This is a genomic window from Streptomyces sp. NPDC059909 (genome assembly GCF_042730885.1).
Classification (GTDB): Bacteria; Actinomycetota; Actinomycetes; order Streptomycetales; family Streptomycetaceae; genus Streptomyces.
The window spans coordinates 1-26726 of sequence record NZ_JBHWKX010000008.1; the positions used below are offsets into that span (position 1 = coordinate 1).

The following is a 26726-nucleotide window of genomic DNA, read 5'->3' on the forward strand; positions in this document are numbered from 1 at the left end:
TTCCGCGCCATCACCACCCAACTGACGTACGCGACACCGAAGATCCCGATCGTCTCCACCGTCACCGGCTCCCTCACGACCAGCGAACTGACCGACCCCGACTACTGGGTGCGCCAGATCCGCGAGCCCGTCCGCTTCCTCGCCGCCACCCGCACCCTCGAAGCCGCCGGCGCCACCACCCTCCTCGAACTCGGCCCCGATGCCATCCTCACCCCCCTCGCCACCGCATCGATCGGCGACGCGGACACTGTCGCGAGCATGGCCGCGCTGCGCGTCGGCCGCCCCGAGGCCGAGTCGCTGGTCGGCGCTCTCGGCGCGTTGCACAACCGGGGGGTCGGCGTCGGCTGGGCGGCGTTCTTCGCAGGCTCGGGCGGACGGCGCGTGTCCCTGCCTTCGTACGCGTTCCAGCGCGAGCGCTACTGGCTGAACCCGGCCGCGGGGACGGCCGACGCCGCCGATCTGGGTCTGGCTCCGGCCACGCATCCTCTCCTGGGCGCGACGGTCGAACCGGCGGACAACGGCCTGACGCTGTTCACCACGCAGGTGTCGCTCCGCACGCATCCGTGGCTGGCCGAGCACACGGTGCACGGCACACCGGTGCTGCCCCCTGCCGCGGTGGCCGAACTCGTCGTGCACGCGGGCGATCACCTCGGCACCAGCACCCTCGACCGTCTGACCCTCCACTCCGCTGTTCCTCTGGCCACGCCCACCCAGCTCCAGCTCGCCGTCGGCCCGGCCGACGACGAGGGCCGTCGCCCCTTCACCCTCCACGCCCGACCGACGGCCGACACACCCTGGACCGTGCACGCCGAGGGGCTGTTGGGCTCGGCCCCGGCCGTCGCGCCCAACGACCTGGCGCAGTGGCCGCCCGCCGACGCCACCGAGCACGGGCCCGCGGCCTGGCGGGTGGGGGACGTGCTCTACGCCGAGGTGGAGCCGGCCGAGGACGCCCAGGTGGACGCGGCCGGGTTCGGGCTCCACCCGTCGCTGCTGGAGGCGGCCCTGCGCGCCGCCCTGCCCGCGGACGCCGACGGGCACGACCGGCTGGTCTTCGACTGGCGCGGCTTCCAGCTGCATGCCACGGGTGCCACCGCGCTGCGGGTGCGGCTGACGCCGCTCGCGGACGGGGGCTGGTCGGCGCTGCTGGCGGACCGTTCCGGTCAGCCGGTGGCCACGGTGGAGCGTGCCGTGTGGCGGACGGTCGACACGCACGAGATCGACGAGGCACGCGACCGTCGGCAGGACGCGCTGTTCCACGTGGACTGGCGGCCGGTCGCCGCGCCCGCGGACATCGGTCCGGTCCGCTGGGGTGTCCTGGGCGCGACGTCCGCCGACGGGCCCGCCGTCGACGCCGTACTGCTCCGGGCAGCGGGCGGGGTCGGCAGTGACGGCGGGGACGGCGACGACGACGTGCCCGCCGCGCTGCACCGCCTCACCCGGCGGACGCTGACGCAGGTGCAGGAGTGGCTGGCCGACGAGCGCACGAACGGGGCACAGCTGGTCGTCGTCACCCGGGGCGCGGTGGCGGCCGCCGGCGAGGACGTGCCGGATCTGGCAGCGTCGGCCGTGTGGGGTCTGCTCCGTTCCGCGCAGTCGGAGGCCCCCGGCCGGATCGTCCTGGTCGACACGGACGGCAGCGAGGTGGGCACCGAGCTGCTGTCCTCGGTCCGGGCGTCGGGCGAGCCGCAGGCGGCGATCCGCGGGGGCAGGATTCTGCTGCCGCGGATGCGGCGCGCAGCGGCGCCGGCCGTGGGCGGGGACAGCGGGTCGGGCCGGTGGAGCCCGGAGGGTACGGTCCTGATCACCGGCGGCACGGGCAGCCTCGGCGCCCTCGTCGCCCGCCACCTGGTCACCGCCCACGGCGTACGCCACCTGCTCCTCCTCAGCCGCCGCGGCGACCAAGCACCCGGCGCCGACCAACTCCGCGACGAACTCACCGCACTCGGGGCGCAAGTCACCATCACGGCCTGCGACGCCGCCGACCGCGACGCCCTCGCCCACGTCATCAATGCCATCCCCGACGACCGGCCCCTCACCGCCGTCGTCCACACCGCAGGCATCACTGACGACGGCCTCCTCACCGCGCTCACTCCGGAACGGCTCGACGCCGTGCTGCGCCCCAAGGCCGACGCGGCCTGGAACCTCCACATCCTCACCCAGGACCACGACCTCACCGCGTTCGTCCTCTTCTCCTCCCTCGCAGGTGTCATCGGTGGTGCGGGACAGGCGAACTACGCGGCCGCCAACGCCTTCCTCGACGCCCTCGCCACCCACCGCACCGCCCACGGCCTGCCCGCCACCTCCACCGCCTGGGGCCTGTGGGCGATGGATTCGGGTATCGCGGGTGAGCTGACGGAGGCCGACATCGCCCGTATCGCACGCGCCGGTTTCCCGCCGGTCGAGGCGGACCGGGGCCCGCGGCTGCTCGACCTCGCCCTGCGGCTTCCGTACCCGGCGCCGGTCATCACACCGCTGGATGTGGCGGCGATGCGGGAGAACCCGGGCCAGGCAGGGCCGTTGCTGAGCGCACTGGTGCGCAGGCCGTCCCGGCGTACGGCGCAGAACAGCGACACGGGGGCGGGCGCCCTGAGTGAGCGGCTGGCCGGGCTGGACGAGGCGGGGCAGCTGCGGCTCGTCCTGGACGTCGTGCTCGCCGAGACGGGTGCCGTGCTCGGGCATGCGGATCCGGCGGGCATCGACACCCAGCAGGCCTTCTCCCAGGTGGGGTTCGACTCGCTGACGTCCGTGGAGCTGCGCAACCGGCTGAGCACGGGCACCGGCCTGCGGTTGCCCGCAACGCTGGTGTTCGACCACCCGACGCCCGTCGCCCTTGCCGGGTTCCTGCGGGACGCCCTGGTCCGACCGGGTGGTGGGGGCGGTGCACCGGCGCGCCAGGAGGTCGACTTCGCGGCGGAGATACGGCTGGCGGACGACATCCGGCCGGCGGCCCGGACGGTCCTGGCGGTGGAGGATCCGCGCGAGATCTTCCTGACCGGTGCGACCGGGTTCCTCGGGGCGTTCCTGCTGCGCGATCTGATGCGGGAGACGCGGGGCACGGTGCACTGCCTGGTGCGCGCCGCCGACGCCGCCGAGGGGCTGGCCCGGCTGCGGGCGAATCTCGAGTGGTACAAGGTGTGGGACGAGGTGGACCCGGAGCGGCTGCGGATCGTGACCGGCGACCTCGCACAGCCCCGGCTGGGCTTGAGCGAGGAGGAATTCGACGCCCTGGCCCGTACGGCCGACGTGGTGTACCACGCGGGGGCGACCGTCCACTGGCTGCACCCGTACACGGCGCTGAGTCCGGCGAATGTGCGGGGCACCGAGGAGGTACTGCGTCTGGCGGCCCGTCATCGCACGGTGCCGGTGCACCATCTGTCGACCACCGGCGTGTTCGACGGTGCTGCGGCGGGCGGGAAGCCGCTTCGAGTGGAGGACAGGAGCGGACCTGCCGAGGCGCTGCCCAGCGGCTATCTGCAGAGCAAGTGGGTGGCCGAGCAGGTCGTCGGGCTGGCCAGGGACCGGGGTCTGCCGGTGTCGGTCTACCGCGTCGACGTGGTATCCGGCGATGTACGCGGCGGCGCCTGCCAGACCCGTGACTTCGTCTGGCTGAGCCTGCGCGGGCTCGTTCAGGCGGGGGCGGCGCCGGCCGGTCTCGTCGGGAAGGTGCCTCTGACGCCGGTCGACTACGTCAGTGCGGCGGTGGTCGCGCTGTCGAGGAAGCCCGGCTCCGCGAGCGGTACGTTTCACCTCTACAACCAGAGCCGTCTGAGCTTCGGCGAATTCGTGACGCTGCTGCGCAAGGGCGGCTATGTGCTTGACGAGCTGGAATGGGACGCCTGGCGCCGACGCGTCGAATCGGACCCCGACAATGTGATGCTGCCCTTGCTGGAAGCCTTCGAAATGATGTCCTTCAACAACGAGTCGTTCTATCCACCGGTGGACACGAGCGTGGCCGAGCGCGCACTGGAGGGATCCGGGATCGAGTGCCCGGAAATGACCGGTGAACTCTTCGGGAAATACATTGAATTCTTTGTCGGGGCGGGCTTTTTCCCGGCGGCCGAGGTGAGGGTGTGAGTGTCCTGACGAGCCAGTGGTTCAGGCAGTACCAGCGGGACTCGGCGAGCGGGCTGCGGCTGTTCTGCTTCCCCCATGCGGGGGGCGCGGCGAGTACGTACGTTCCGCTGGCCCGCGCGCTGGCGCCCGCGGCCGAGGTGGTGGCGATCCAGTACCCCGGCCGGCAGGACCGCCGGCACGAACCGCCCGCCGAGTCGATCACCGGGCTCGCGGAGCTGATCGCGCGTGAGCTGCTCGCCTCCTTCGACGAGGACAGGCGTCCGTACGCGTTCTTCGGGCACAGCATGGGTGCGGCCGTCGCGTACGAGACGGCCCGTCTGCTGAAGACGGAGACGGAGACGGAGACGAAGGTGAAGGCGCCGGATGCCGTACGGCGTCCGGTGCGGCTGTTCCTGTCCGGGCGGGGCGCCCCGACGCCCGGGCCGCGCAGCAGCGACCGGCTGACCGGGGACGCCGCGCTGATCGCGGAGATCCGGCGGCTGGGCGGCACGGGAAGCCGGGTGCTGGACGAGCCGGAGCTGCTGGAGATGGTGCTGCCCGCACTGCGGGCGGACTACGGGGCGCTCAGGGCGTACGCATGGGTGCCGGGGCCGCCGTTGGCCACGCCGTTCACGGTGCTGGTGGGTGACTCCGACCCGGTCGTGCCGGCCGCGGACGCGCGGGGCTGGCTGGAGCACTCCGCGGTGCCGGGCGAGTTCCGGACGTTTCCCGGCGGGCACTTCTATCTCGACAGCCGTACGCGGGAGGTGGCGGAGCTGGTGACGGCGACGCTGGGGGCTGCGACGGCCCGCTGATACGCGCGCTCGACATGCCGATGGGGCGTGAACCGGAGGTCCGGTTCACGCCCCATCGGCGTTGTCACGAAGCTCGGCCGGTTCAGACGGTTCAGACGGTTCGGTGGCCGGTCAGTGGCCCGGTCCTTGCCAGGTGCGGGGACCGCGAAAGCCCCGCGCCCGTTCCGGCCTGCGCCAGTGGGTCATCGCCCGCTCGCGACGCGAGACGTCGTCCGGTTCGGCGCCGACGGCGGCCGCGCGGGTGAGGAGGACCGCGGTGAGCGCCGCGAGTTCCTCGGGGTCGGGGTTCCCTCGTTCGACGCGTACGAGCGGCTCCTCGTCCCGTAGGCGCGCCTCTGCCTCCCGCACGGGCGGCTGCGCGGCCCGCTCGCCGGGGCCCGGTCGGGCGCTCACTGCGGCGGGTTGCCGTGCTTGCGGACCGGCAGCTCGGCGTGTTTGGCCCGCAGCATGGCGAGCGAGCGGATGAGGACGGAGCGGGTGTCGCGGGGGTCGATGACATCGTCGATCAGTCCGCGCTCGGCCGCGTAATAGGGGTGGACCAGCTCGCTCTTGTAGTCCTTGATCTTCTGGGCCCGCATGGCGTCCGGGTCGTCGGCCGCAGCGATCTCCCGGCGGAAGACCACATTGGCCGCGCCCTCGGCGCCCATCACCGCGATTTCGTTGCCAGGCCAGGCCAGTGCGACGTCGGCGCCGATGGAGCGGGAGTCCATCACGATGTACGCGCCGCCGTACGCCTTGCGCAGCACCACGGAGATCCTCGGCACGGTCGCGTTGCAGTACGCGTACAGGAGCTTCGCGCCCCGCCTGATGATGCCCTCGTGCTCCTGGTCGACGCCGGGCAGGAAGCCGGGCACGTCGACGAGGGTGACGATCGGGATGTTGAAGGAGTCGCAGAACTGGACGAACCGCGCTCCCTTCTCGCTCGCCTTGATGTCGAGCACTCCGGCCATGGACGAGGGCTGGTTGGCGACGATGCCCACGGCCTGGCCGTCGAGACGGGCGAGGGTGCAGACGATGTTGGGCGCCCAGGCCGCGTGGACCTCCATGTGCTCGCCGTCGTCGACGAGTTCCTCGATCACGTCGCGGATGTCGTAGGCGCGGTTGCCGTCGGCCGGGACCAGGTCCAGCAGGGCGTCGCCCGCGCGGTCGGCGGGGTCCTCGCCGAGGTGGGCGGGCGGCAGTTCGCGGTTGTTGGACGGCAGCAGGGACAGCAGGTAGCGCACCTCGGCGAGGCAGGTGTCCTCGTCGTCGTAGACGAAGTGCGCTACTCCGGAGACGCCGCCGTGGACGTCGGCGCCGCCGAGGCCGTTCTGCGAGACCTCCTCGCCGGTGACGGCCTGCACGACGTCGGGGCCGGTGATGAACATCTGGGAGATGTCCCGCACGGCGAAGACGAAGTCGGTCAGCGCCGGCGAGTAGGCGGCGCCGCCCGCGCAGGGGCCGAGCATCACGCTGATCTGCGGGATGACGCCGGAGGCGCGGGTGTTGCGCTGGAAGATGCCGCCGTAGCCGGCGAGGGCGGAGACGCCCTCCTGGATCCGGGCGCCTGCACCGTCATTGAGGGAGACGAGCGGGGCGCCGGCGGCGATGGCCATGTCCATGATCTTGTGGATCTTCTGGGCGTGCGCCTCGCCGAGCGCGCCGCCGAAGATGCGGAAGTCATGGGCGTAGACGAAGACGGTGCGGCCCTCGACCGTGCCCCAGCCGGTGACCACACCGTCGGTGTGCGGGCGCCTGGCCTCCAGGCCGAAGCCGGTGGCCCGGTGCCGTCGCAGCGCCTCTATCTCGGTGAAGCTGCCCTTGTCGAGCAGTAGCTCTATGCGTTCATGGGCCGTCAGTTTGCCCTTGGCGTGCTGGCGTTCGGTGGCCTTGGGATCGGGCCCGTTGCGGGCGAGGCTCTTGAGCTCGGCGAGTTCGTCGAGCCGGTCGGGTGCCTGGGAGTCGACGGTCAGCAATGTTCCACACTTCCCTTGAGAGAGGTCGCGGTGGTCGGTCGCGGTGGTCGGTCGGTCGTGGTGGTGTCACGTGAGCGCGCGCGAGACCGGCAGCAGGGCGCACACGCGCGGCTCGACGGCGGCGACGATTCCGGTCGCGGTCGCGTCGTCGGCGTACAGGCTGTCCTCGGGCAGCCGGCGCACGGTGCAGCAGTGGTCCTGCGCGCTCCGGAACGCGACGGCGGCGCAGTGGCCGCTGTGGTCGCTCTGGGCGCTGTGGCGGGAGCCGGTGGGCACGTTGCGTACGGTCCAGCCGGCCGGGCCGGGCGGGGCGCCGGGGCCCTCGCGCTCGCCGAGGTAGTCGGCGGACAGGTCACGGCTGAGGCCGGTGCCGATCGCCTTGAGGTAGGCCTCCTTGCGCGTCCACAGCCGTGTGAAGGCGCGGCGGCGTTCGCCGGTGGGCAGGAGGGCCAGTTCCTTCTGCTCGGCGGGGTGGAGCGAGGGCGTGCACAGGTCCACCGTCTCCGCCGATGGCAGCTGTTCCACGTCCACGCCCACCGGGTGCGTGGCGACGGCGATGAGGACGAGGCCGTGGCTGTGGGAGAGGGAGAAGTGCAGCGGGAAGGGCGCGTCGGCGACCACGGGGCGGCCGTGCGGACCGCCGCAGCCGGGGCAGGGTTCGCGCCCCAGGAGCACGTCGCGCGGGTGGACGCCCAGACAGGCGGCGAGGACGCGACGGAGGGCGAGGTGTGCCGACACGTACAGGAGTCGGTCCTGGGGCCGTTGGAAGGAGGCGGCGCGTTCGCGTTCGCGGTCGTCGAGTCCGGACACCGTCAGCGGTCGCGCGGCGCTCTCGGTCCAGGGCCGGCGCAGCATCCACAGCTGCAGTTCGTCGTCCGTGACGGTGAGGGGGGCGGCGATCCGCCGGCCGGGGAGAACGCCCGGACGGCCCGGGAGTACGTCCAGTTGGTCCACGGTCATCGCCGAGCGCCGCCAGGACCGGTCAGGTGCGCCTCGGCACGTCCTTCCAAGCGCATCGCCAGCAGCACGGCCAGTTCGGTCACGCTGTCGTCGCGCAGGAGCTCGACGGGCGAGATCCGGACCCGCAGCCCGCGTTCCAGGAGGCCGGCGATCCGGACGGCCGCGATCGAGCCGGCACCCTGGGCGCGGAGCGGCCTGCCGGTGGCGACGCGGTCGGCGGACGGGAGCCTCAGGGTGAGGGCCAGCTCCCGGCGTATGGACTCCTCGATGCTCCGCACCCGTGTGTCGAACCGGACGGCACGCAGCGCGTCGGGGTCGGGGAAGCGCCTTCGATGAGTCAGGCGCCTTCGGTCACCGGGCACGGCCTGTGCGGTCATGGTCAATTCCCTTCGGGACATGCTCACCGCATTGAAGTCTGCGGCGATTTCCGTCGGGGTCAATGATGACCGTTAATTGTTTAATCAGTTCGCTGTCGAGTAACTGAACGGTCTGCGGTGACAAGGGAATTACCGGACGGTGATTCCGGTACGGCGGCAAGCCGGGGCAGGAGGAGTTCCCAGAAGCCGGCCAGCGTGTTCGGGGAAAGCCACTCCCGGCTCTCCCTGCCGAGCAGTCCGAACCCTACGGTGGCGGCCACGATCACGGCGACGACGTCGTGCGGGACGACGGTCCGCATCAGCCCGCCGCCGTCGCGCGCCTTGTCGATCAGGTTCTGCACGCACGCGTGCCACTCGTGCCGCAGGTCCAGGTCGGACCGGCGGGTGATGTCGAAGTTGAGCTGGAAGCCGGCACGGAACACCACATTGGCGCGCAGCAGCCGTGACACCTCCTGGGAGGCCTCGGCCAACGCCTGGAGCGCGGGTTCGGCGCTCCCGCACGCCTCGCACACGACGGCCCGCAGTTGTTCGTACGCGGCCGCCTCGACCGCGGCGGCGAGCGCCGCCTTGTTCTCGAAGTGGAAGTGCAGGGCGCCGGTACTGACGCCCGCTTGGTCGCTGATGGTCGCCAGCGTCGCCTGCACATAGCCGTACTGCTCGAACGCGACGGCCGCCGCATGGACCAGGTCACGGCGGGTGCGTACTGCCCTTTCCTGCTTCGACACGGACAGCTCCCTGCTGCTCTACTCCTGGACGTCGGACGGACGGACTCCGTACGCCCATGGGCCGATCGGCCATGGTCCGGCGAGCGCGCACGCGACGTGCGGACGTCGCTCTCCGGAATCCCCGGTGCACGGAGAGCACTGTACGGCAGCCCGGCTTATAAAACCATCCACGCTGTATGTTCTTGCCTGAAGCGACCAGTACCGGTCGGACACACCCTTTCGTTGGCCAGTTTCCGGCGTGATGCGGTATCAAACAAACCGGGAAAATGGTTTGTTTGATACCGAGATCCCGACGTCGAGATCCCGAGGTTCACTCCGGCATGCGCTCGATCGCCACCATGGCGGCGTCGTCCCCCAGATGTCCGCCGGCATGGCGCAGCAGGTCGCTGCACAGGCGGCCCAGGAGGGCGTGGGGGCCTTTGGCGGACCAGGTGCTCACCCGTTCCTCCAGGGGGTAGAACGTGCCGTTCCGGTCGCGCGCTTCGATGACACCGTCCGTGTAGAGCAGGACGATGTCTCCGGGCTCGAAGGCGAACGTCTCCACGGACAGGTCGCACTGCACGAACTCGGTGAGGCCCAGCGGCGGCAATCGCCGTCGCACGTCGAGCGGAAGGACCAGGCCGTCGCGCAGCAGCAGCGGCGACGGGTGCCCGCAGTTGATCAGGCGGAGGTCCGGTTCCTTGTCAGGGACGTCCAGGACCGCCGCGGTGATGAACGCCTCGCCCCGGTCCTCGATGTCGTCGCCGGAGGCCCCGGGGTCGTCCAGATCCGAGGAGACGGCTCCCTCCAGATGCGACACCAGCGCCAACAGGCCGGCCTGATGGTGGGCGGCGCTCCGGAAGGCGCCGAGGAGGAGGGCAGCGTCCCCGATCGCCTCCAGCCCCTTGCCCCGTACGTCACCGATGACGAACCGCGTTCCGTCGGCCGTGCGGGCGGCGGCGTACAGGTCCCCGCCGATCTGCGCCTCGCTCTCGGCGGCCAGGTAGACGGAGGCGATGCGCAGCGGGCCGATCCGCTGCGGCAGCGGCCGGAGCACCACCTGCTGTGTCGCCTCGGCGACCGTGCGCAGCTGGGTCAGTTCCCTCTCGTGGCGTTCCCGTAGATGGGCGAAGAACGTCACGAACCCCGAGATCAGGATCAGGGCGATGACCTGGATCGAGTGGTTCAGATCGGTGAGGGTGGTACGCGCCATCGAGACCACCACCTGGGCGAGGACGGCGAGCGCACCGACGCACGCGGTCGTCCGGGCCCCGGCGAACGACGCCGTGACGGCGGGGGCGGCGACGAGGAAGGGACCGAGGTGGACCTCCGGCGGCGCCAGGACGTCGACCACCGTGACGAGCGCGATCAGCGCGATCGGCACCGCCAGCAGGGCATGGTGTGGCTCCCATGACAGACGATGGGCTCCGCAGAGCCGTCGAGGAACCATACGTCCTGGATACACCGCGCCCTCGCTCGGCGCCTGCGCCGCCGTGCCGGGCCTGCCCTCCCGCCCCGTGCGCAGGGGGCGCAGCCACCGGTCAGCGCAGCGAGGCGGTGGGCGGGCGCTCGCGCACGGCGCCGTAGGCGAGGAAGTACGCGGGCACCCGGTTCAGCCACCGCGAGGTGGTGAGCAGCTCGGTCAGCCGCTGTGCCCTCCTGGGGTTGCCGACGGGCGACCGGCCGGCCAACAGCGGTGCGATGACACGCGCGTGGGCGGTCCGCTGCAGCGCCTGGGTCGCGACCGCGGTCGGCCAACGGCGGCACTGGACGGCGCGTACGTGCCGGAGTCCGACGGCGCCCCGGCGCAGCGGTCCGACGAGGTACCGGGCGGCCGCCACGGCGTCCTCGACGGCGAGGTTGATGCCGATGCCGAAGACCGGCGACATCGCGTGCGCGGCGTCGCCGATGCACAGCAGGCCCGGGCGGTGCCAGTGCCGGAGGCGGTCGAGCCGCACGTCGAGCAGCTTCACGTCCTCCCAGGAACCGATCGCGTGGACCCGGTCCGCGAGCCAGGGGACGGCGGCCGTGAATTCGGCGTTGAACCGTTCGAGGCCGGCGGCGCGGCGCGCGGCGTCGGTTCCCTTGGGGATGAGCGCGGCGCACTGCCAGTAGTCCCCGCGGTCGATCATCGCGCTGAGGAACCGGTCGCCGACGCCTCCCACGAGCCCGTGCGGGTCGTTGTCGCGCCGCGGCAGCCGGAACCACCAGGCGTCCATCGGGCAGGGGAAGCTCCGCAGCCCCAGTTCGGGCAGCGACCGGGCCAGCGAGCCCCGGCCGTCGCAGGCCACCGTGAGGCCGGCCCGCAGCGTGCCGGTACGGCCGTCGGACGTGCGGTAGCGCACCCCTGTGACCCGTCCGCGCTCCTGCAGGAAGCCGGTGGCCTCGGTGTTCATCCGTACGGAGAAGGACGGCTCCCGCCCCGCCTCGTCCACGAGGAGGTTGAGCAGGTCCCACTGCGGCACCATGGCGATGTAGTTGTACTTGCCCGGCAGCGCACCGATGTTCCCGACGGTGACCAGTGATCGGTCCGGACCGATCGGCAGCTGGACCGTCTTCACCTGCCGCTGCGGCAGCTGTGCGAACCGCTCGGCCAGGCCCAGATCGTCCAGCAGCGCCAGGGTGGACGGATGCACGGTGTCGCCGCGGAAGTCGCGCAGGAAGTCACCGTGCTTCTCCAGGACCGTCACCGCCACGCCGGCCCGGGCCAGCAGCAGGGCGAGGACCATTCCGGCGGGGCCGCCCCCCACCACACAGCACATGGTCCGCTCCATCGCCGCCCCTCCCTTCGGTGAAATCCCGGGATCTACCACACTGGGACATATACCCTCAAGCCCTGATAAGTCGCCGCGGGGACGGCGACGTACTCCGGGAGGCATCATGAGCCAGCAGCCGGTCCTTCTGCCCTACGCCGACCCCGCCTTCGTGGCGGACCCGTTCCCGCTCTACCGGCAGCTGCGCGAGGACAGCCCCGTGCGCCGCGCCCTCATCGCGGGCGGCCTGGAGGCCTGGCTGGTCACGCGCTACGAGGACGGACTCGCGGCCCTGTCCGACCCCCGGCTGAGCAGCGACGTGCGCGACGCGTCGGACCACCGGCTCCTGCAGCAGCTGCCGGAGACGGAGCGCGATTCGATGCTGAGCAACATGCTCCGCTCCGACCCGCCCGACCACACCCGCCTGCGCCGCCTGGTCTCGAAGGCGTTCACCGCGCGCCGCATGGCCGAGCTGCGGCCCCGCATCCAGGAGATCACCGACGGGCTGCTCGACGCGTTCGTGCCGGCCGGCCGGGCCGACCTCGTCGCGGACTTCGCGCTGCCGCTCCCGGTCACCGTGATCAGCGAACTGCTCGGCGTGCCGGTGGAGGACCGGCACGAGTTCCAGCGGTGGACCGACGACATGATCATGCGGGGGGCCGAGCTGCCGGACCCGGCCGTGGTGAACGCCGCCTGGCAGGACATGCGCGCGTATCTGACCAAGCTGCTGGAGACGAAACGGGCCCGGCCCGCGGACGACCTCCTCAGCGCGCTGATCACCGCCCGGGACGAGGAGCAGCAGCTGAACGAGGACGAGCTGATCGCCATGGCGTTCCTGCTGCTGGTCGCCGGGTACATCACCACGGTCAACCTGATCGGCGGCGGCATCGCGGCGCTGCTCGCGCACCCCGACCAGCTGGAGCTGCTGCGCTCCGACCCGGAGCTGCTGCCGGGCGCGATCGAGGAGTTCCTCCGCTACGACGGGCCGGTCAGCCCCGGCATCGCCCGGTTCGCGCGCGAGGACGTCGAGATCGCGGGCGTGACCGTCCCGCGCGGTGCGACCGTGCTGATCGCCTCGGCCATCGCCGACCGCGACCCGGGGCGGTTCCCCGACCCCGACCGGCTGGACATCACCCGGCGGGACAACGCCCACCTCGCGTTCGGGCACGGCATCCACTACTGCCTGGGGGCACCGCTGGCCCGGCTGGAGGGCCAGGTCGCCATCGGGACCGCCCTGCGCCGCCTTCCCGGGCTCGCCCTGGCCGTGCCCCCGGGCGAGCTGCGGTGGCGGCCGGGCGGACTGCGCGGACCCGAGAGCCTTCCGGTCACCTTCACGCCCGACGGCCAGGTCCTGGGCCGGTAGCGCGCCCGGCGGACGACCGTCCCGGGCGACAGGGCCCGCGGCGGCGAGTGATGCGCTCGGGGGCCCGCTAGCTGGATTGCCTTGTGAGGTTGGGAACGTGGCCGGCGGGTGGTTTGCCCGCGAGCGCGGCGTGTCCGCAGTGGCGGGGCCCGCCGGCGCGGGCGATGCGCTCGGAGGCCCGCGACGGGCTGGTGTCGCGCGGTAGCGTGCGACCATGATCGCTATTCAGTTCGACCGCTTCGGCGGTCCGGAAGTCCTCACGCCCGTGGAACTGGCCCCTCCCGCCCCGGGCCCGGGGGAGTTACTCCTCACGGTGGAGGCCGCCGGTGTCAACTTCGCCGACACACACCAGACCGACGGCTCCTATCTGAGCGCCGACCAGCTGCCGTACGTCCCGGGGAGCGAGGTCGTGGGACGCACCCCTGACGGCCGGCGGGTGCTGGCACGCGTGTCCCACGGGTACGCGGAACAGGTGGTCGCCAAGGAGTCGTCCGTCTTCGGGATTCCCGAGGAGCTCGACGCCGCGCAGGCGCTGGCCCTGCTGATGCAGGGACTGACGGCCTGGCACCTGCTCCGTTCCGCGGCCCGGCTGCGCCGGGGCGAAACCGTGGTGGTGCACTCCGCGGCGGGCGGTGTCGGCACCCTCGCCGTCCAACTGGCCAGGGAGTTCGGTGCGGGGCGGGTGCTCGCGCAGGTGTCCTCCCCGGCCAAGGCCCGGCTCGCCCTGGAGATCGGGGCGGACGAGGTCGTCGATTACCCACTGGAGAAGGGAGCCGACGTCATTCTCGACGCCGTCGGCGGGGAACTCCTCGACCGGGCGCTGGCGTCGCTCGCGTCCTTCGGCCGCCTCGTCACCTACGGCAACGCGTCCCGCAGCGGATTCACCCCGGTCGACCCCGCCCGCCTCAGCCGGCTCAACGCCTCCGTCGTCGGCTTCTGGCTGCGCCCCACGCTGGCGGCCCCGGGCGCCGTCGAAGGGCCGCTCGCGGAACTCCTCGACCTGGTGACGCGCGGCCGCATCACGCCCGTCACCGGAGGCAGCTACCCGCTGGCCGACGCCCGGCGCGCACACGAGGACCTGCTGGGGCGGCGCACGGTCGGAAAGGTCGTCCTGCGCCCGTAGGAAGGTCCGCAGGAACGCCCGTTGTCACCCTCGGGCGACGACGCGGACGCGCGGACAGCCGACCGAGAGGCCCCCGGACGGTCACCGTATAGGCTCACACCAGGACGCATCAGTATGAGATCGATCGCATGGCTATCCAGAGGAGTGACTCATGGTCGACACGCCCAAGGGGTTCGCTGTCCACGTGGCTCCGGTCGGCGCGGGTGACGACGGCCGGGACGACTTCACCGTGCTGCTGTCCACAGAGCCCGCACAGGTCAGCGCGGTGTTCACCCGGTCCAGGTTCGCCGGCCCCTCCGTGCTCCTGTCCCGCGAGGCCGCGGCCGACGGCGTCGCACGAGGCGTGGTGGTCGTCGCGCGGAACGCGAACGTCGCCACGGGCGCGCAGGGTGCGGCCAACGCCCTGGAGGTACGGGACAGCGTCGCCAAGGCGGTCGGCCTGCCGCCCGGGGAACTGCTCGTCGCCGCCACCGGGGTGATCGGCCGTCACCTCCCGATGGAGAGCATCAGGGCCCATGTCGCGACGCTCGGCCTGCCGTTCCCCGAGGACCAGGGCTTCGAGGCGGCCGCGCGGTCCATCATGACCACCGACACGCACCCCAAGATCGCGACGGCCCGCGTCGGCGAGGCGACGATCACCGGTATCGCCAAGGGGGTGGGCATGCTGGAGCCGGACATGGCGACGCTGCTCACCTTCTTCGCCACCGACGCACACCTCGCGCCGGAGGTGCAGGACCGGGTGTTCCGCGAGGTCATGGACGTCACGTTCAACGCGGTGAGCATCGACACCGACACCTCCACGTCGGACACGGCCGCGCTGTTCGCGAACGGGCTCGCCGGCGAGGTCGACGCGGACGCGTTCAGGACCGCGCTGCACCGCGTGGCGCTCGACCTGGTGAAGATGATCGCCTCCGACGGCGAGGGCGCGAGCAAGCTCATCCAGGTCGAGGTGGCCGGAGCCCGGGACGCGGCGCAGGCGAAGCGGGTCGGCAAGTCGGTCGTCAACTCACCGCTGGTGAAGACCGCCGTCCACGGCTGCGACCCGAACTGGGGCCGGGTGGCGATGGCGATCGGAAAGTGCCAGGACGAGACGGACATCGACAAGGACAAGGTCACCATCCGCTTCGGGGACGTCGCCGTCTACCCGCCCCGGGCCGACGAGGAGACGATCCTCGAGGCCCTGACGGAGTACCTGAGCGGAGACGAGGTCGTCATCAGGATCGATCTCGGCATCGCCGACGGCGCGTTCACGGTGTACGGCTGCGACCTCACCGAGGGATACGTGCGGCTGAACTCCGAATACACCACCTGAGCCGGGCCCTTCGCGCGCTCTCGCCCAGCTGTTTATGGGCGACGCCGTGGGTGACGCACCTTCCCGAACCAGGGGCGAGCCCCCGGTTGCCGGGAGCGCTGGGCTCCCCGAGCAGCTAACTCCGGCCTCCCCCGGCGGCGGCCGGGGCAAGCAGTTCCAGCGCGCGCTCCCACCGGAAGGGGGCCGGCGCGTCCCCGTTTCCGTCTCCGGACTCGGACTCGGACTCGGACTCGGACTCGGACTCGGACTCGGGCGCTTCCGCGTGGGTGTCCGAGGCGAAGAGCACGCCCATCCCGCGCAGCCGCTCCACGCTCGCCCGGTACGCGGGGTGAGCCGCGAGGTCAGCGTTCACGCTCGGAAGTACGACCGTCGGCACGCCGGCCCCGTACGCCTCGCAGAGCGTGGCCACCGCAAGCGTGTCGGCGATCCCGGCAGCCCACTTGTTTATGGTGTTGAACGTGGCCGGAGCCACGACCATGGCGTCCGCGGTCGGGAAGGGGCGCGCCTCGCCGGGGCGGCGCCAGGCCGACCGGACCGGATACCCCGTCCGGGCCGACACCGCGTCCGCGTCGATGAACCCGAGGCCCTGCGGGGTGGCGATGACCCCGACGTCCCACTGCTGCTCCTGCGCCGCGGTGATCAGCTTCCCCACATCGCCCGCGTTCCCGGCCGCGCACACGATGATGTACAGGAACGGCTTCCTGGGCTGGTCACTCACGCGTTTCCTCCCGCTCGACGGCTGCTTCAGGCGGTTGCTTCAGGCGGTTGCTTCAAGCAGCTGCCTCGGCTGACTGCTTCACATGACCGCTTCGGGTGATCCGGGGATGCGGGCAGCGTACGTCGAGTGCCGGGTGGGCAGGGACGGCCCAACGGAGGAGTACCATCCCTGGCTTTGGGGTCCGGCGAGGATCGCGTGGGGTCGATCACAGGAGGAATCTCATGGCATCCCCTTCCGGCTCGGGCCGGGGCGTGCTCGCGCGGCTGGCCGAGCTCAGCATCGGGGTCTCCGAGGAGCGGGGCGGAGCATTGTGGCGCCTCGCGGAGAGCACACGCCAGCTCGACGCCAATGTCGTACGGCTGCCAGCGGACGCCGGCGTCGCCGAACACATCGAGCCCGATCTGGACGTGCTGCTGTACGTCACCGGAGGCGGCGGAGTCCTCCACGTCGACGGGGAGCCGCAGAGCATTGCCGCCGGTTCGGTGGTCTGGCTGCCGCACGGCAGCCGCCGCGCCCTGCGTGCGGGACCCGAGGGACTCGTCCAACTGAGCGTCCACCGGCGCCGCCCGGGCCTGGCCATCCAGAGCACCGGCGGTGAGCCCGCATGTCTCCTGGACCGGGTCTGCATGGACTGCGGGCGCCTCGCGACGGAATCGGACGCGCGCTACTGCGCCCGCTGCGGGAAGCCCCTCCCACTCGGCAGCTGACCGCCGGACCACGGATACGCCGGGACGCCGGGACCTCTCAACCAGCGCCGGGAGGGGGCGGGTTGTCCCGGGTGGGGGATCGCCCCCTGCCGGCGCGGGGACGACCGGGACAACCCGCCCCGGCCCCGCCCGGCGGATCACGCCGGAGTCTGCGCCGGAGTCGGTACGGCAGGTGCCGACAGATATCGGCAGTTGCCGACAACGTTGTCTCGTGCGTACCTCACGACCGTACTGGCTTCTCCACCCCGCTGTCCGCCCTCCCGCGCTGTCCGCTTGCGGGCGGTGTCGTCTTTCCGTCACACGAGCGAGGCCCAGACGAGCAGCACGAACGAGGCCAGAATGAGGACAGTACGGACAATGTGGAGGCGGTTCCACTTGGCCTCGAAGGCCGCACGGACCTCGGAGTCGGGTGAACCCTCCGAGGCTGCCAGTGCGTTGTTCAGCGGGATGTTTCCGGCAATCGTGACCAGATGATTCAGCACGGCGCACACCAGCCCGGCCAGGATCAGCCATTTCTGGGTGCCCGAACGTCCGTCGATCGGCACGGCAAGCGCCGCCGCGGGGAACGCGATGATGGCCAGAAAGACCACCAGGAACACCGCCCGCGGCACCTCTTCGTTGATGCGCCGCATCGCCGGCGCGAACTGCTCGTCGGACAGCCTGGCCAGCGCGGGCATGATCGCAGTCTGGAAGATCAGCATGAAACCCGCGTACAGGCCGGTGGAAACGACGGCGAGGGCGAGCAGCAACGTGGCCATACGGCACATCATGGCGCGCCGAACGCCCTTACGCAGCACACCCACAACGCCGCACCACGCCGCATCGCATCACGCCGCATCGCATCGCATCGCATCGCGCCGCACCGCACCGCCGGCGACCACGAACCTGGCGGGCCGGGGTCGGCGTCCCGGCCCGCCACACCGGCGAGGCTTGAGCAAGGCCGGGACCGAGCGCCGGCCAGGGTCGGTCCGGGCCCCGGCCGGATTAGGGCCGGTGTCTCACTCGAGCAGCCCGTCGGCCTGTCGTATCGATTCCGCCAGCTGACGTACGGACGCGTCCTCCGTGCGCCGTGCGAGGGTGCCGGCGCGCTCGGCGAGCTCGTCCAGCCCGAGGGCGCCGGGCGTCTCGGCGCCGCGCAGGGCCTGGGCGAAGTACGCGGCCGTGGCACTCACCTGCAGCCGCGGCGCCGTCCCCGCGGACCAGAGGTCACGGTCGAGCGCACCCGCCTCCACCGTGCCGGATGCCTCGTGGGGGGACCGGTTCGCCGGGTCGAGCCAGCGCACGGTCGCCGTGGCGACGTGTCCGCCAGCCCCTTCGCGAAGCCGCACCGCATAGAGCGCGGTCACCGTGTGGCCGGGACCGACCTCGCCGCCGTCCACCCTGTCGTTGCGGAAGTCCTCGTCGGCGACAGCCCTGTTCTCGTATCCGATCAGTCGGAACTCCTTCACCGTCTGGGGGTCAAACGCGACCTGCGCCTTCGCGTCGCGGGCGCGCAACTCGATATGTGCAGGGAGCTGGTCGACGAACACCTTCCTGGCCTGCGCGGACGTGGACACATAGGTCGTGTGGCCGTCGCCCCGGTTCGTGAGCCGCTCCATCAGCTTGTCGCCGTAGTCGCTACCGACGCCGACACCGAAGAGCGCGATGCCGTACTCCCGACGGGCTTCGGCGATCCGCTCCAGGATCGCGTCGGCCTCCGTCTCACCGGTGTTGGCGAGCGCGTCGGAGAGGAGCACCACCCGGTTGTTGGCGCCCCGCCGGTGACCCTCGACGGCAACGTCGAAGCCGGTGCGGACGCCCGCCTCCACGTTGGTGGAGTCGGTCGGTTCCAGCGAGTCGACGATGCGGTGGATACGGTCCCGGTTGCCGTCGAGCCGGGTCATCGGCAGCCGAGTCTCGGCCTCGTCGCTGAAGGTGACGAGGGCGATCGAGTCGTCGTCGCGCAGCTGGTCGGTGAGGATGCCGAGCGACTCGCGGACGAGATCGAGCCTGCCGGCCTCGGCCATCGACCCGGAGATGTCGACGACGAACGTCAGCGCGGCCGGTGGCCGTTCACCGCTCCTCATCGATGTGCGGGTGGCGAGCCCCACACGTACCAGCGACCATTCCTCCTCTCCCTGGCCACCCATGCGGGCGCCGTCCACGGTCACGGTGAAGCCGTCGCCTTCGGGCCGTGGATAGTCCTGACGGAAGCTGTTGATGAACTCCTCGGGCCGTACGGAGTCGGGCTCCGGCAGCCGCCCCTCACCGAGGACGCGCCGCGCGTATCCGTACGAGGCCGTGTCCACATCGAGCGCGAAGGTGGACAGGTAGTCGGCCGGGGGTGCGAACTCCCTCTGAGCGTCGCCCTTCTGCTCACCCTCCCTTCCGCTTCCGCTTCCGCTGTCGCCTTCCGCCGGACGGCCGCCGCCGTCGGGTGGCATCGGGGCCTGCAAACCGTCCTCGGCCCGGTGCGCGCCCCCGCCGTTCGACGCGCGGTCGGCCTGCCCGCCCGCCCCGCAACCGGTCAGCAGCATCGCGCCGGCCAGTAGCGCGACGAACGCTCCCTTGTACGTCCTTGCCCGGTACGTCCTTGCGCAGAGATTCATCTGCCGCCCCCTGGATCGTCAGCACTTGTGAATGTGACGTCCGGGACGGCCCGAAGGAGCATGCGAAGGAGTTGCGGATGGATCTCAATGCGGCAACGGCGGCGACTGGGGCCGGGGTTGAGCGGGCGTTTCCGTACCGCCGCACGGCAACGCCCACCGTTCGGGTGGAGCGGGAGGGACCGGGACCTGGGGTCAGCCCTCTTCCCAGCCCACGCTGCCGACTCCGGTCCCGCCGCCGCAGGTGGCGGAGGATCGGCCGGACCAGCCCGGGTGCAGCGTCACCCAGTGGCCGTATGCGTCGGGCCACCAGCCGCAGACCACGACGACACGGAAGGCGACGACCTGGCTGCTCGGGTTGGAGCAGTCGGCCCAGCCCGTCCAGCCGTCCGTGCCGGTACTGCAGGAGAGCAGGGCGGTGGGTCCGCGGGTGTCGTCTGGGGCTTCGTCCGCCTGGGCCGTTCCTGCGCTCGGGGACAGGACGGCCAGGGGGAGCGCCGCTGCGACGGCCAGGAGTGCGCGCGGTGCCCGAACGGGCCGTCTGTTCGTGCGTCGGGTCATGCGTCGGACCATGGGTGATCTTCCCTTCTCCTCGCGGATCGCCTCTCGCGCCGCTCCTCCAGACTGGCGGGCATGTCGCTGCCGGCTGAAGCGACTGGCGGGGACTCGCCATCCCCTGAACTTGGGGTTGTCACGATGCGCAGCCGCGTGCATACATGGAGTGGCGTACGGCTCCGAGATCGGGGGGTGGTCAGCCGTGCCCAATGTCATCGCCATTCCCAGACCGGGCTCCGTCGTGTGCGGGCAGGTCCTGACCGAACAGCCCGGTCCGGGCCGGCCGGTCAGAGGACTGGCGCAGGTGAGCGCCACGCTGACCGGGCTGGTCCATGCGGCCCGGCACGAGTTGCTGACGTTCGACGACCCGGTGGGCTCGCCGACCGTGGCCGAGCCGTTCCGCGCCCTCGCAGGGGCCTGTGTGCGAGCGGCCGACGAACGGCCGGCGACGGTGCGCCGCATCGTGCCACGGCGGGCGCTGTCGCATCTGCCGCCGCCCGGGCGGCTCGGCGGCCGGGCCCGAGTGACCGACTCGATCCCGTTCAAGCTGGTCGTCGCGGACCGTTCGGTCGCTGCCGTGCCGCTCGATCTCGAACTGCACAGCAACGGGCTGCTGTTGATCCGCGACCCCGTCGTCGTCCAGGCCCTGGTCCGCACCCATCAGTCGTGGTGGGACGGCGGGGACGAGGTTGCGGTCGCCGTGTCGGGGTCGGCGCCCGCGCATCTGCGTCCCGTGCTCGACGCGATGCTGGCGGGGCTCACGGACGAGACGGCCGCGGCGCGTCTCGGGATGTCGGCGCGGACGTACAGCCGCCGTGTGGGAGAGCTCCTGGCAGCCCTGGGCACGGCGAGCCGCTTCCGCGCGGGGGTGGAGGCGGCTCGCCGTGGCTGGATCTGAGTGGACGGACGCGGCCTGCCCGGCGTCAGGCGTCAGGCGTCAGGCGTCAGGCGTCAGGCGTCAGGCGTCAGGCGTCAGGACACGATGTCCTTGCGGGCGAAGCCGCGGAAGGCGAGGGCGAAGAGGATCAGGGCGTATGTCACGGATACCGCCGTGCCCTTCAGCATCCCGCCCCATTCCAGCTGCGGCTGGAGGGCGTCCGCCCAGGCGAACTGCCAGTGCGCCGGGAGGAAGTCGCGCCAGGAGCCGAGCGCGGTCACCGCGTCCAGGACGTTCCCAATGATCGTCAGGCCGACCGCGCCGCCGACCGCGCCAAGCGGTGCGTCGGTCTTGGTCGACAGCCAGAACGCCAGGCCGGCGGCAACCAGTTGGGACACGAAGATGAACGCGACGACGAGCGCGAGCCGCGGCAGCGTTTCCGAGGTCGGGAGGGACCCTCCGGTGGGCAGCTCCAGCGGGCCCCAGCCGTAGGCCGCCGTGCCCGCCGCGAGTGCGACGAGCGGCAGCAGCAGCATCGCCGCGGCGCTGAAGCCCAGCGCCACGACCAGCTTCGACCACAGCAGTCGGGACCGCGGTACCGGTGCCGCGAGCAGATAGCGAAGGGAGGACCAGCTTGCCTCGGATGCCACGGTGTCCCCGCAGAACAGTGCGACGGGCACCACCAGCAGGAACCCCGCCGATACGAAGAGGCAGGTGGCGGCGAAGTTCGCGCCGGACGCGGTCGCCGTGTCCATCAGCGTGATCCGGTCGCCGCCGCCCCCGCCGCGCTCGCCCGGTGTGCCGCCGATCGCGAAGGCCACGATCAGGACGAACGGCAGCGCGGCCAGGATCGCGCCCATCACCAGCGTCCGCCGGCGCTTCAGCTGGCGTACGGCCTCGACGCGCAGCGGCAGGGTGTGCCGCGGCCGGTAGCCGGGGGCGGTAGCCTCGGCCGCCCTGGTGTGCACAGTGCTCATGCGGATGCTCCTCCGATCAGGGTGAGGAACGCGTCCTCCAGGCGTCGGTGCGGGCCGACACCGGTCACCGGCACGTCCAGCCGTACGAGTTCGGTGATGAGCGCGGTGGCGCTCGCCCCGTTCAGGCTGACCAGCAGCCCGACCCCGTCGTCCGTGCGGACGGCGGAGCCGATCCCGGGCAGGGCCGCGATCTTCTCCACCAGCGGCTCGGCCACCTCGGCCGCGGTCGTCACCAGCAGCGTGTCGCCCGCGCCGGTGATCTCCGCGACGGGGCCTGCCTGCACGAGCCGCCCGCGGTCCATGACCACCAGATCGGTGCAGGACTGCTCCACCTCCGCGAGGAGGTGGCTGGAGACGATGACGGTCCGGCCCCCGGCCGCATACCGGATCATCACGTCCCGCATCTCGCGGATCTGTGGCGGGTCGAGCCCGTTGGTCGGCTCGTCGAGGATCAGCAGATCCGGCAGTCCGAGCATGGCCTGCGCGATGGCGAGCCGCTGCCGCATGCCCTGCGAGTAGGTGCGCACGGCGCGGGCGAGGGCGTCGCCGAGGCCGGCGATCTCCAGGGCCTCGTCGATGTGGGAGTCCTCGGCGGGGCGGCCGGTGGCCCGCCAGTACAGTTCGAGGTTCTCCCGCCCGGACAGATGCGGCAGGAAGCCCGCGCCCTCGACGAAGGCGCCGACCCGGGAGAGGACGGGCGCGCCGGGTTTGACGGCGTGTCCGAAGACGCGGATCTCGCCGTCGTCGGGGGTGATCAGGCCCATCAGCATGCGCAGCGTGGTGGTCTTCCCCGCGCCGTTCGGGCCGAGGAGTCCGAGAACCTGGCCCTTCTCGACGCGGAAGGACAGGTCGCGCACGGCGTAGCGGTCGGCGGAGTTGGCGTACCGCTTGGTCAGTCCGGTGATCTGCAGGGGTACGTCAGCGAGCTCGGGGTCCGGCGCCGGTGCGGTGGTGCGACGGCGGGCGGTGAGCAGCAGCGCAGCGGCGACGACCGCACCCGCGGCGGGCAGTCCCCATACCCACCAGGGCAGGGCGGCCGCCTGGGTGGTGACGGCGGGCGCGGTGGGCACCGTGAGCTGCCCTGCCAGGGAGACGGTGTAGGTGGCCGGGGCGGCCGGGGACGCGTAGCCGAGGTCGGTGGCGGCGAGGACGAGGCGGAGCCGGTGGCCTGCCTCGATCTCGTGGTCCACGGCGGGCAGGGTCAGGGCGACGGCCTTGCCTGCCGTGGCGCCCTCGACCCGGACGGGGGCCACGAGTTGGGCGGGCAGCACCTGTCGGCGGCCATCGGGCCCGATGTCGTACAGCTTGCCGAAGAGGACCGCCTCCCCGCTGTCGGACGTCACTTCGACGCGGACGGTGGGCGAGCCGGTGATCCGCAGGGGCCGGTCGACGGGCCGGGAGTCGAAGCGGGCGTACTGCCCGGGAAAGTCGAGGGAGAGGCCGACGCCGAGGGAGGAGAGCTGGGAGAGTCCGCCGCCGACACCGGGGACGGCGGAGATACCGGGCGGGTTGGCGCCTGCCGGGTTGCGGAAGGACTGTGTCCGGCCGGTGAGTTCGACCGTACGGCCGCCTGCGCCCAGGCCCGGATAGCCGGGCGCGGTGGCGCCCCGCAGGGTCGCCTGTCCGTCGGTGGAGTCGACGCCGCCGGTCCGGCTGACGCGGAAGGCAGGGCCGGTGTCGGTGGCCTTGTCCTCGTTCAGATACCGGTCGAACCAGGCGGAGACCCGGCCCTGGATCCGGTCGGCCTCGAGGTCACCGCCGTCATGCCCACCCGCGATCCAGTCGACGGCCACGGGCGCACCGTTCCCCTTGATCGTCTTGGCCATCGCGTCGGCGTGCGAGAGCGGGAAGAGCGAGTCGGACTGCCCCTGCACGATGAGCGCGGGCACCTTGATCCGGTCGCCGACGGCGGACGGGCTGCGGGCCTCCAGCAGGGCGCGGGCCTCCGCATCGGGCTTCCCGGAGGTGGCGACCCGCTCGTACATGGCGCAGAGGACGGGCTGGAAGCGCCCGCATGCGGGGACGGCGGCCGCCACGCCCTCGGCCTGCCGGCTGCCGGCCTCGGCCGCGCCTTTCTCGGTCCCGCCCGTCCCGACCTGGGCGTTCCCGTCCGTCGGAGCGTTCCCGCCCGTCGGAGCGCTCGGGTCCGCCGGGGCCTCGGTGGCCTCCGGGGTGAGTCCGGCCGTGCCCGCCGAACCGGTCGTGAAGAAGATTCCCGCCCAGAGCTTCTTGAAGACGCCGTCCGGGAAGAGCGCGTCGGCGAGGTTCCAGTACGTGATCTCCGGGGCGATCGCGTCGACCCGGTGGTCGTACCCCGCCGCGAGCAGGGAGATCGCCCCGCCGTACGACGCGCCGGTCACGCCCACTCGCGGGTCGTCGGCCGCGTCCAGCCGTACCTCCGGCCGCTTCGCCAGCCAGTCGATCAGCCGGGAGACGTCCTTGACCTCGTGGTCCGGGTCGTTGAGGCCGATCCGGCCGGTGGATGCGCCGAAGCCACGCGCGGACCAGGTCAGCACGGCGTATCCGTCACGGGCCAGCGCCTCCGCCTGTTCCCGCACGGACTCCTTGCTGCCGCCGAAGCCGTGCCCGAGCAGCACGGCGGGCCGGCGACCGCCGACGCCACCGCCACCGCCGTCGCCGTCGCCGTCGCCGGAGGTGAAGTACGAGGTGTCGATCCTCGCCCCCGGCATGGTCAGCACCTGGTCCTCGCGGTGCACGGTCGGCACGTCGTCCGAAGCGGCGGCCGTCCAGGTACCGGCGCCGGCGAGCACAGCGAACGCGGCGACGCCCGCGAACCATCGCCCACGGCGCCGGCGGACGGCGGCCCGCCCGGGAAGTCGGATCTTCATGCTTGAAACCCTATGCGCGGCGCCGCCCCCATCGCGGCTGCCGCCGGGCGGAACTCCCCGACCTCCTCGGGTAGTACCGAGTACCGTCGCCGTACACCAGACGCGGTACACGGCGCACAGCGGTACACGGCGCACATTGATGCGCAGCGCCCAGCGGTAGACAGAGGAGCCCACGGAGGAGCCGCATGGAGATCCGCCGCGCGACGACCGTCGCCGAGCTCATCGCCGCCGAGCATCTGTACGACGGACCCGCGCGCACGGAGTGGGCGGAGCGCTTCCTCGCCGCCCCCGGCCATCTGATGCTGATCGCGTACGTCGACGGCGCCCCGGCCGGGATGGTCTCGGGCATCGAGATGCACCACCCCGACAAGGGCACGGAAATGTGTCTGTACGAGTTGTCCGTGGCCGAAAATCATCGGCGGCACGGTATCGGCGGGGCGCTGACCGAGGCCCTCGCGGCAGTCGCCCGGGGGCGCGGCTGCTACGACATGTGGGTCGGTGCCGACACCGACAACGACCCCGCCCTCGCGACGTACACATCGGCGGGCGCCGCGAACGAGGGCGAATTCACCATGCTGACCTGGGACTTCATGACAGGTGACGGTTCGGGCGATTCGCGCTGAGGTGCCGCTCGGGCAAGGGCACCACGTGCGCCGCGCCGATGTCGCTGATGTCCGCCAAAGTACCCATGCCACCTGGGCATTGGCTTGAACCCATCAGTAACAACCCCTTGTGCACTCGATCACCGCACGAGACGCTGTGCGGCACATCCGCAGCCCCAAGCGGATGTTTGTCGTGTTCGGATCAAAGAGAGAGGTCAGGTGCACGAGATGAGATTCACTGCCCGCCGCTCCATACGTCTGGGCGCGCTGCTCCCCGCAGTCGCCCTTGCGGCCGGTCTCCAGTTCGCCGTCACCCCCACCGCGCAGAGCGCGTCGATCGGCGATCTCCGTCTCGCCCCCACTGCAACCGCCGTACAGAACAGCTGGATCGTCGCCCTGAAGGACGGCAGCACCAGCGTCTCCGACATCGCCGCCGACCAGGGTGTGAACCCCCAGCACACCTTCCGCTCGGTCCTCAAGGGCTTCTCCGCCTCCATGTCCAAGGCGAAGGCCGCACGTCTCGCCGCCGATCCGCGCGTGGCGTACGTCGAGCAGAACGCCGTCGTCCGCCTCAACGACACCCAGGCCAACGCGACCTGGGGCCTCGACCGCATCGACCAGCGCAACCTGCCGCTGTCGACGACGTACACGTACAACACGACGGCGTCGAACGTGAACGCGTACATCATCGACACCGGCATCCGCACCTCGCACAGCGAGTTCGACGGCCGCGCGAGCGTGGGCACGGACACCGTCGGCGACGGCCAGAACGGCCAGGACTGCCAGGGCCACGGCACCCATGTCGCGGGCACGGTCGGCGGAAAGACCTACGGCGTCGCCAAGAGCGTGAAGCTCGTCGCCGTGCGCGTGCTGGGCTGTGACGGCTCCGGTACGACGGCCGGGGTCATCGCCGGTGTCGACTGGGTGACCGCGAACGCCGTCAAGCCGGCCGTCGCCAACATGAGCCTGGGCGGCGGGGCCAGCACCGCTCTGGACGACGCGGTGAAGAAGTCCATCGCCTCGGGCGTCAGCTACTCGATCGCGGCGGGCAACGGCATCCTCATCGGCATCCCCGTGAACGCCTGCAACTACTCGCCGGCCCGCGTCCCCGAGGCGATCACGGTCGGCGCGACGGACAGCACGGACCGGCGGGCGTCGTTCTCCAACTACGGCAGCTGCCTGGACCTGTTCGCGCCCGGTGTGGACATCACGTCGGCGTGGAAGGACAGCGACACCGCGACGAACACCATCTCGGGTACGTCGATGGCCACCCCGCACACGGCCGGCGTCGCCGCGCTCTACCTCGCGTCCCACCCCTCGGCCACCCCGGCCCAGGTCCGCGACGCCCTGGTGAACAACGCAACGAGCGGCAAGGTCGTGGACCCGCGCACGGGCTCCCCGAACAAGCTGCTGCACTCGCTGTTCTGATCCCGGCCGCGGC

General features: G+C 71.8%; 22 protein-coding genes. 9 read left to right on the plus strand and 13 right to left on the minus strand.

The window, feature by feature from the left end; all coding sequences use genetic code 11:
- On the plus strand, positions 1 to 4074 hold a 4074-nt coding region (locus ACFV9O_RS08355; protein WP_385414003.1), incomplete at its 5' end, for a thioester reductase domain-containing protein.
- A complete protein-coding gene (locus tag ACFV9O_RS08360; RefSeq protein ID WP_385414006.1) occupies positions 4071 to 4868 on the plus strand; it encodes a thioesterase II family protein in 798 nt (265 codons plus the stop codon). The genes ACFV9O_RS08355 and ACFV9O_RS08360, both read left to right, overlap by 4 nt.
- 111 nt (positions 4869 to 4979) lie before the next feature.
- On the opposite strand, the gene ACFV9O_RS08365 is transcribed toward ACFV9O_RS08360, so the two are convergent.
- The 7 genes from ACFV9O_RS08365 to ACFV9O_RS08395 all read right to left on the minus strand — a co-directional run bounded on the left by ACFV9O_RS08365 (position 4980) and on the right by ACFV9O_RS08395 (position 11638).
- Entirely contained in the window at positions 4980 to 5261 is a 282-nt protein-coding gene (locus tag ACFV9O_RS08365) for an acyl-CoA carboxylase subunit epsilon (RefSeq protein ID WP_385414008.1), read from the minus strand.
- The gene (locus ACFV9O_RS08370) at positions 5258 to 6820 is read right to left on the minus strand and encodes an acyl-CoA carboxylase subunit beta (RefSeq protein WP_385414287.1); all 1563 of its coding nucleotides are present in this window, start codon (positions 6818 to 6820) and stop codon (positions 5258 to 5260) included. The genes ACFV9O_RS08365 and ACFV9O_RS08370 overlap by 4 nt, the downstream gene beginning before the upstream one ends.
- A 69-nt stretch (positions 6821 to 6889) precedes the next feature.
- Positions 6890 to 7783, minus strand: coding sequence for a 4'-phosphopantetheinyl transferase family protein (locus tag ACFV9O_RS08375; RefSeq protein ID WP_385414011.1), 894 nt, complete (start codon positions 7781 to 7783; stop codon positions 6890 to 6892).
- Positions 7780 to 8160: an acyl carrier protein gene (locus ACFV9O_RS08380; RefSeq protein WP_385414014.1), complete on the minus strand. Its 381-nt coding sequence runs from the start codon at positions 8158 to 8160 to the stop codon at positions 7780 to 7782. The genes ACFV9O_RS08375 and ACFV9O_RS08380 overlap by 4 nt, the downstream gene beginning before the upstream one ends.
- An 80-nt stretch (positions 8161 to 8240) precedes the next feature.
- Positions 8241 to 8885 carry a ScbR family autoregulator-binding transcription factor gene (locus tag ACFV9O_RS08385; RefSeq protein WP_385414017.1) on the minus strand — a complete coding sequence of 215 codons (645 nt, stop codon included), beginning with the start codon at positions 8883 to 8885 and terminating at the stop codon, positions 8241 to 8243.
- 310 nt (positions 8886 to 9195) lie between these two features.
- Positions 9196 to 10314, minus strand: a complete 1119-nt coding sequence (locus ACFV9O_RS08390; protein ID WP_385414020.1) for a PP2C family protein-serine/threonine phosphatase — start codon at positions 10312 to 10314, stop codon at positions 9196 to 9198.
- 91 nt (positions 10315 to 10405) lie between these two features.
- A complete protein-coding gene (locus ACFV9O_RS08395) occupies positions 10406 to 11638 on the minus strand; it encodes an FAD-dependent oxidoreductase (RefSeq protein WP_385414023.1) in 1233 nt (410 codons plus the stop codon).
- A gap of 106 nt (positions 11639 to 11744) precedes the next feature.
- On the opposite strand from ACFV9O_RS08395, the gene ACFV9O_RS08400 reads away from it, so the two are divergent.
- The 3 genes from ACFV9O_RS08400 to argJ all read left to right on the plus strand — a co-directional run bounded on the left by ACFV9O_RS08400 (position 11745) and on the right by argJ (position 15415).
- The gene (locus ACFV9O_RS08400) at positions 11745 to 12980 is read left to right on the plus strand and encodes a cytochrome P450 (protein ID WP_385414026.1); all 1236 of its coding nucleotides are present in this window, start codon (positions 11745 to 11747) and stop codon (positions 12978 to 12980) included.
- Positions 12981 to 13194: 214 nt separating this feature from the next.
- Positions 13195 to 14103 (plus strand): zinc-binding alcohol dehydrogenase family protein, encoded by a 909-nt coding sequence (locus ACFV9O_RS08405; protein ID WP_385414028.1) that lies wholly within the window; start codon positions 13195 to 13197, stop codon positions 14101 to 14103.
- 151 nt (positions 14104 to 14254) lie between these two features.
- Complete coding sequence (argJ, locus tag ACFV9O_RS08410; RefSeq protein WP_385414031.1) at positions 14255 to 15415, plus strand: bifunctional glutamate N-acetyltransferase/amino-acid acetyltransferase ArgJ; 1161 nt, start codon at positions 14255 to 14257, stop codon at positions 15413 to 15415.
- A gap of 115 nt (positions 15416 to 15530) precedes the next feature.
- On the opposite strand, the gene ACFV9O_RS08415 is transcribed toward argJ, so the two are convergent.
- Entirely contained in the window at positions 15531 to 16133 is a 603-nt protein-coding gene (locus ACFV9O_RS08415) for a flavoprotein (protein WP_385414032.1), read from the minus strand.
- A gap of 221 nt (positions 16134 to 16354) precedes the next feature.
- Between ACFV9O_RS08415 and ACFV9O_RS08420 the strand changes: the two genes are divergently transcribed.
- Positions 16355 to 16840: a cupin domain-containing protein gene (locus ACFV9O_RS08420; RefSeq protein ID WP_385414035.1), complete on the plus strand. Its 486-nt coding sequence runs from the start codon at positions 16355 to 16357 to the stop codon at positions 16838 to 16840.
- Positions 16841 to 17136: 296 nt separating this feature from the next.
- Here ACFV9O_RS08420 and ACFV9O_RS08425 read toward each other — a convergent pair whose 3' ends face one another.
- The 3 genes from ACFV9O_RS08425 to ACFV9O_RS08435 all read right to left on the minus strand — a co-directional run bounded on the left by ACFV9O_RS08425 (position 17137) and on the right by ACFV9O_RS08435 (position 19986).
- The gene (locus ACFV9O_RS08425; RefSeq protein WP_385414038.1) at positions 17137 to 17598 is read right to left on the minus strand and encodes a DUF1772 domain-containing protein; all 462 of its coding nucleotides are present in this window, start codon (positions 17596 to 17598) and stop codon (positions 17137 to 17139) included.
- A 240-nt stretch (positions 17599 to 17838) separates the two neighbouring features.
- Positions 17839 to 19428 carry a von Willebrand factor type A domain-containing protein gene (locus tag ACFV9O_RS08430; RefSeq protein ID WP_385414040.1) on the minus strand — a complete coding sequence of 530 codons (1590 nt, stop codon included), beginning with the start codon at positions 19426 to 19428 and terminating at the stop codon, positions 17839 to 17841.
- Between the two features lie 192 nt (positions 19429 to 19620).
- Positions 19621 to 19986, minus strand: a complete 366-nt coding sequence (locus ACFV9O_RS08435) for a hypothetical protein (RefSeq protein ID WP_385414042.1) — start codon at positions 19984 to 19986, stop codon at positions 19621 to 19623.
- 298 nt (positions 19987 to 20284) lie between these two features.
- On the opposite strand from ACFV9O_RS08435, the gene ACFV9O_RS08440 reads away from it, so the two are divergent.
- Positions 20285 to 20878, plus strand: a complete 594-nt coding sequence (locus tag ACFV9O_RS08440) for a DNA-binding response regulator (RefSeq protein ID WP_385414045.1) — start codon at positions 20285 to 20287, stop codon at positions 20876 to 20878.
- 74 nt (positions 20879 to 20952) lie between these two features.
- Here the strand turns inward: ACFV9O_RS08440 and ACFV9O_RS08445 are convergent, their stop codons facing one another.
- Together ACFV9O_RS08445 and ACFV9O_RS08450 are read right to left on the minus strand one after the other, a co-directional pair.
- Positions 20953 to 21834, minus strand: coding sequence for an ABC transporter permease (locus tag ACFV9O_RS08445; RefSeq protein ID WP_385414048.1), 882 nt, complete (start codon positions 21832 to 21834; stop codon positions 20953 to 20955).
- Positions 21831 to 24683, minus strand: a complete 2853-nt coding sequence (locus ACFV9O_RS08450; protein ID WP_385414049.1) for an alpha/beta fold hydrolase — start codon at positions 24681 to 24683, stop codon at positions 21831 to 21833. Before ACFV9O_RS08450 ends, ACFV9O_RS08445 begins: the two co-directional genes overlap by 4 nt.
- A 185-nt stretch (positions 24684 to 24868) precedes the next feature.
- Here ACFV9O_RS08450 and ACFV9O_RS08455 point away from each other — a divergent pair, with 185 nt between their 5' ends.
- Together ACFV9O_RS08455 and ACFV9O_RS08460 are read left to right on the plus strand one after the other, a co-directional pair.
- Entirely contained in the window at positions 24869 to 25306 is a 438-nt protein-coding gene (locus ACFV9O_RS08455) for a GNAT family N-acetyltransferase (RefSeq protein WP_385414052.1), read from the plus strand.
- A 207-nt stretch (positions 25307 to 25513) separates the two neighbouring features.
- On the plus strand, positions 25514 to 26713 hold the full coding sequence (locus ACFV9O_RS08460) for a S8 family peptidase (RefSeq protein ID WP_385414055.1): 1200 nt from the start codon (positions 25514 to 25516) through the stop codon (positions 26711 to 26713).
- Positions 26714 to 26726 lie beyond the last annotated feature (13 nt).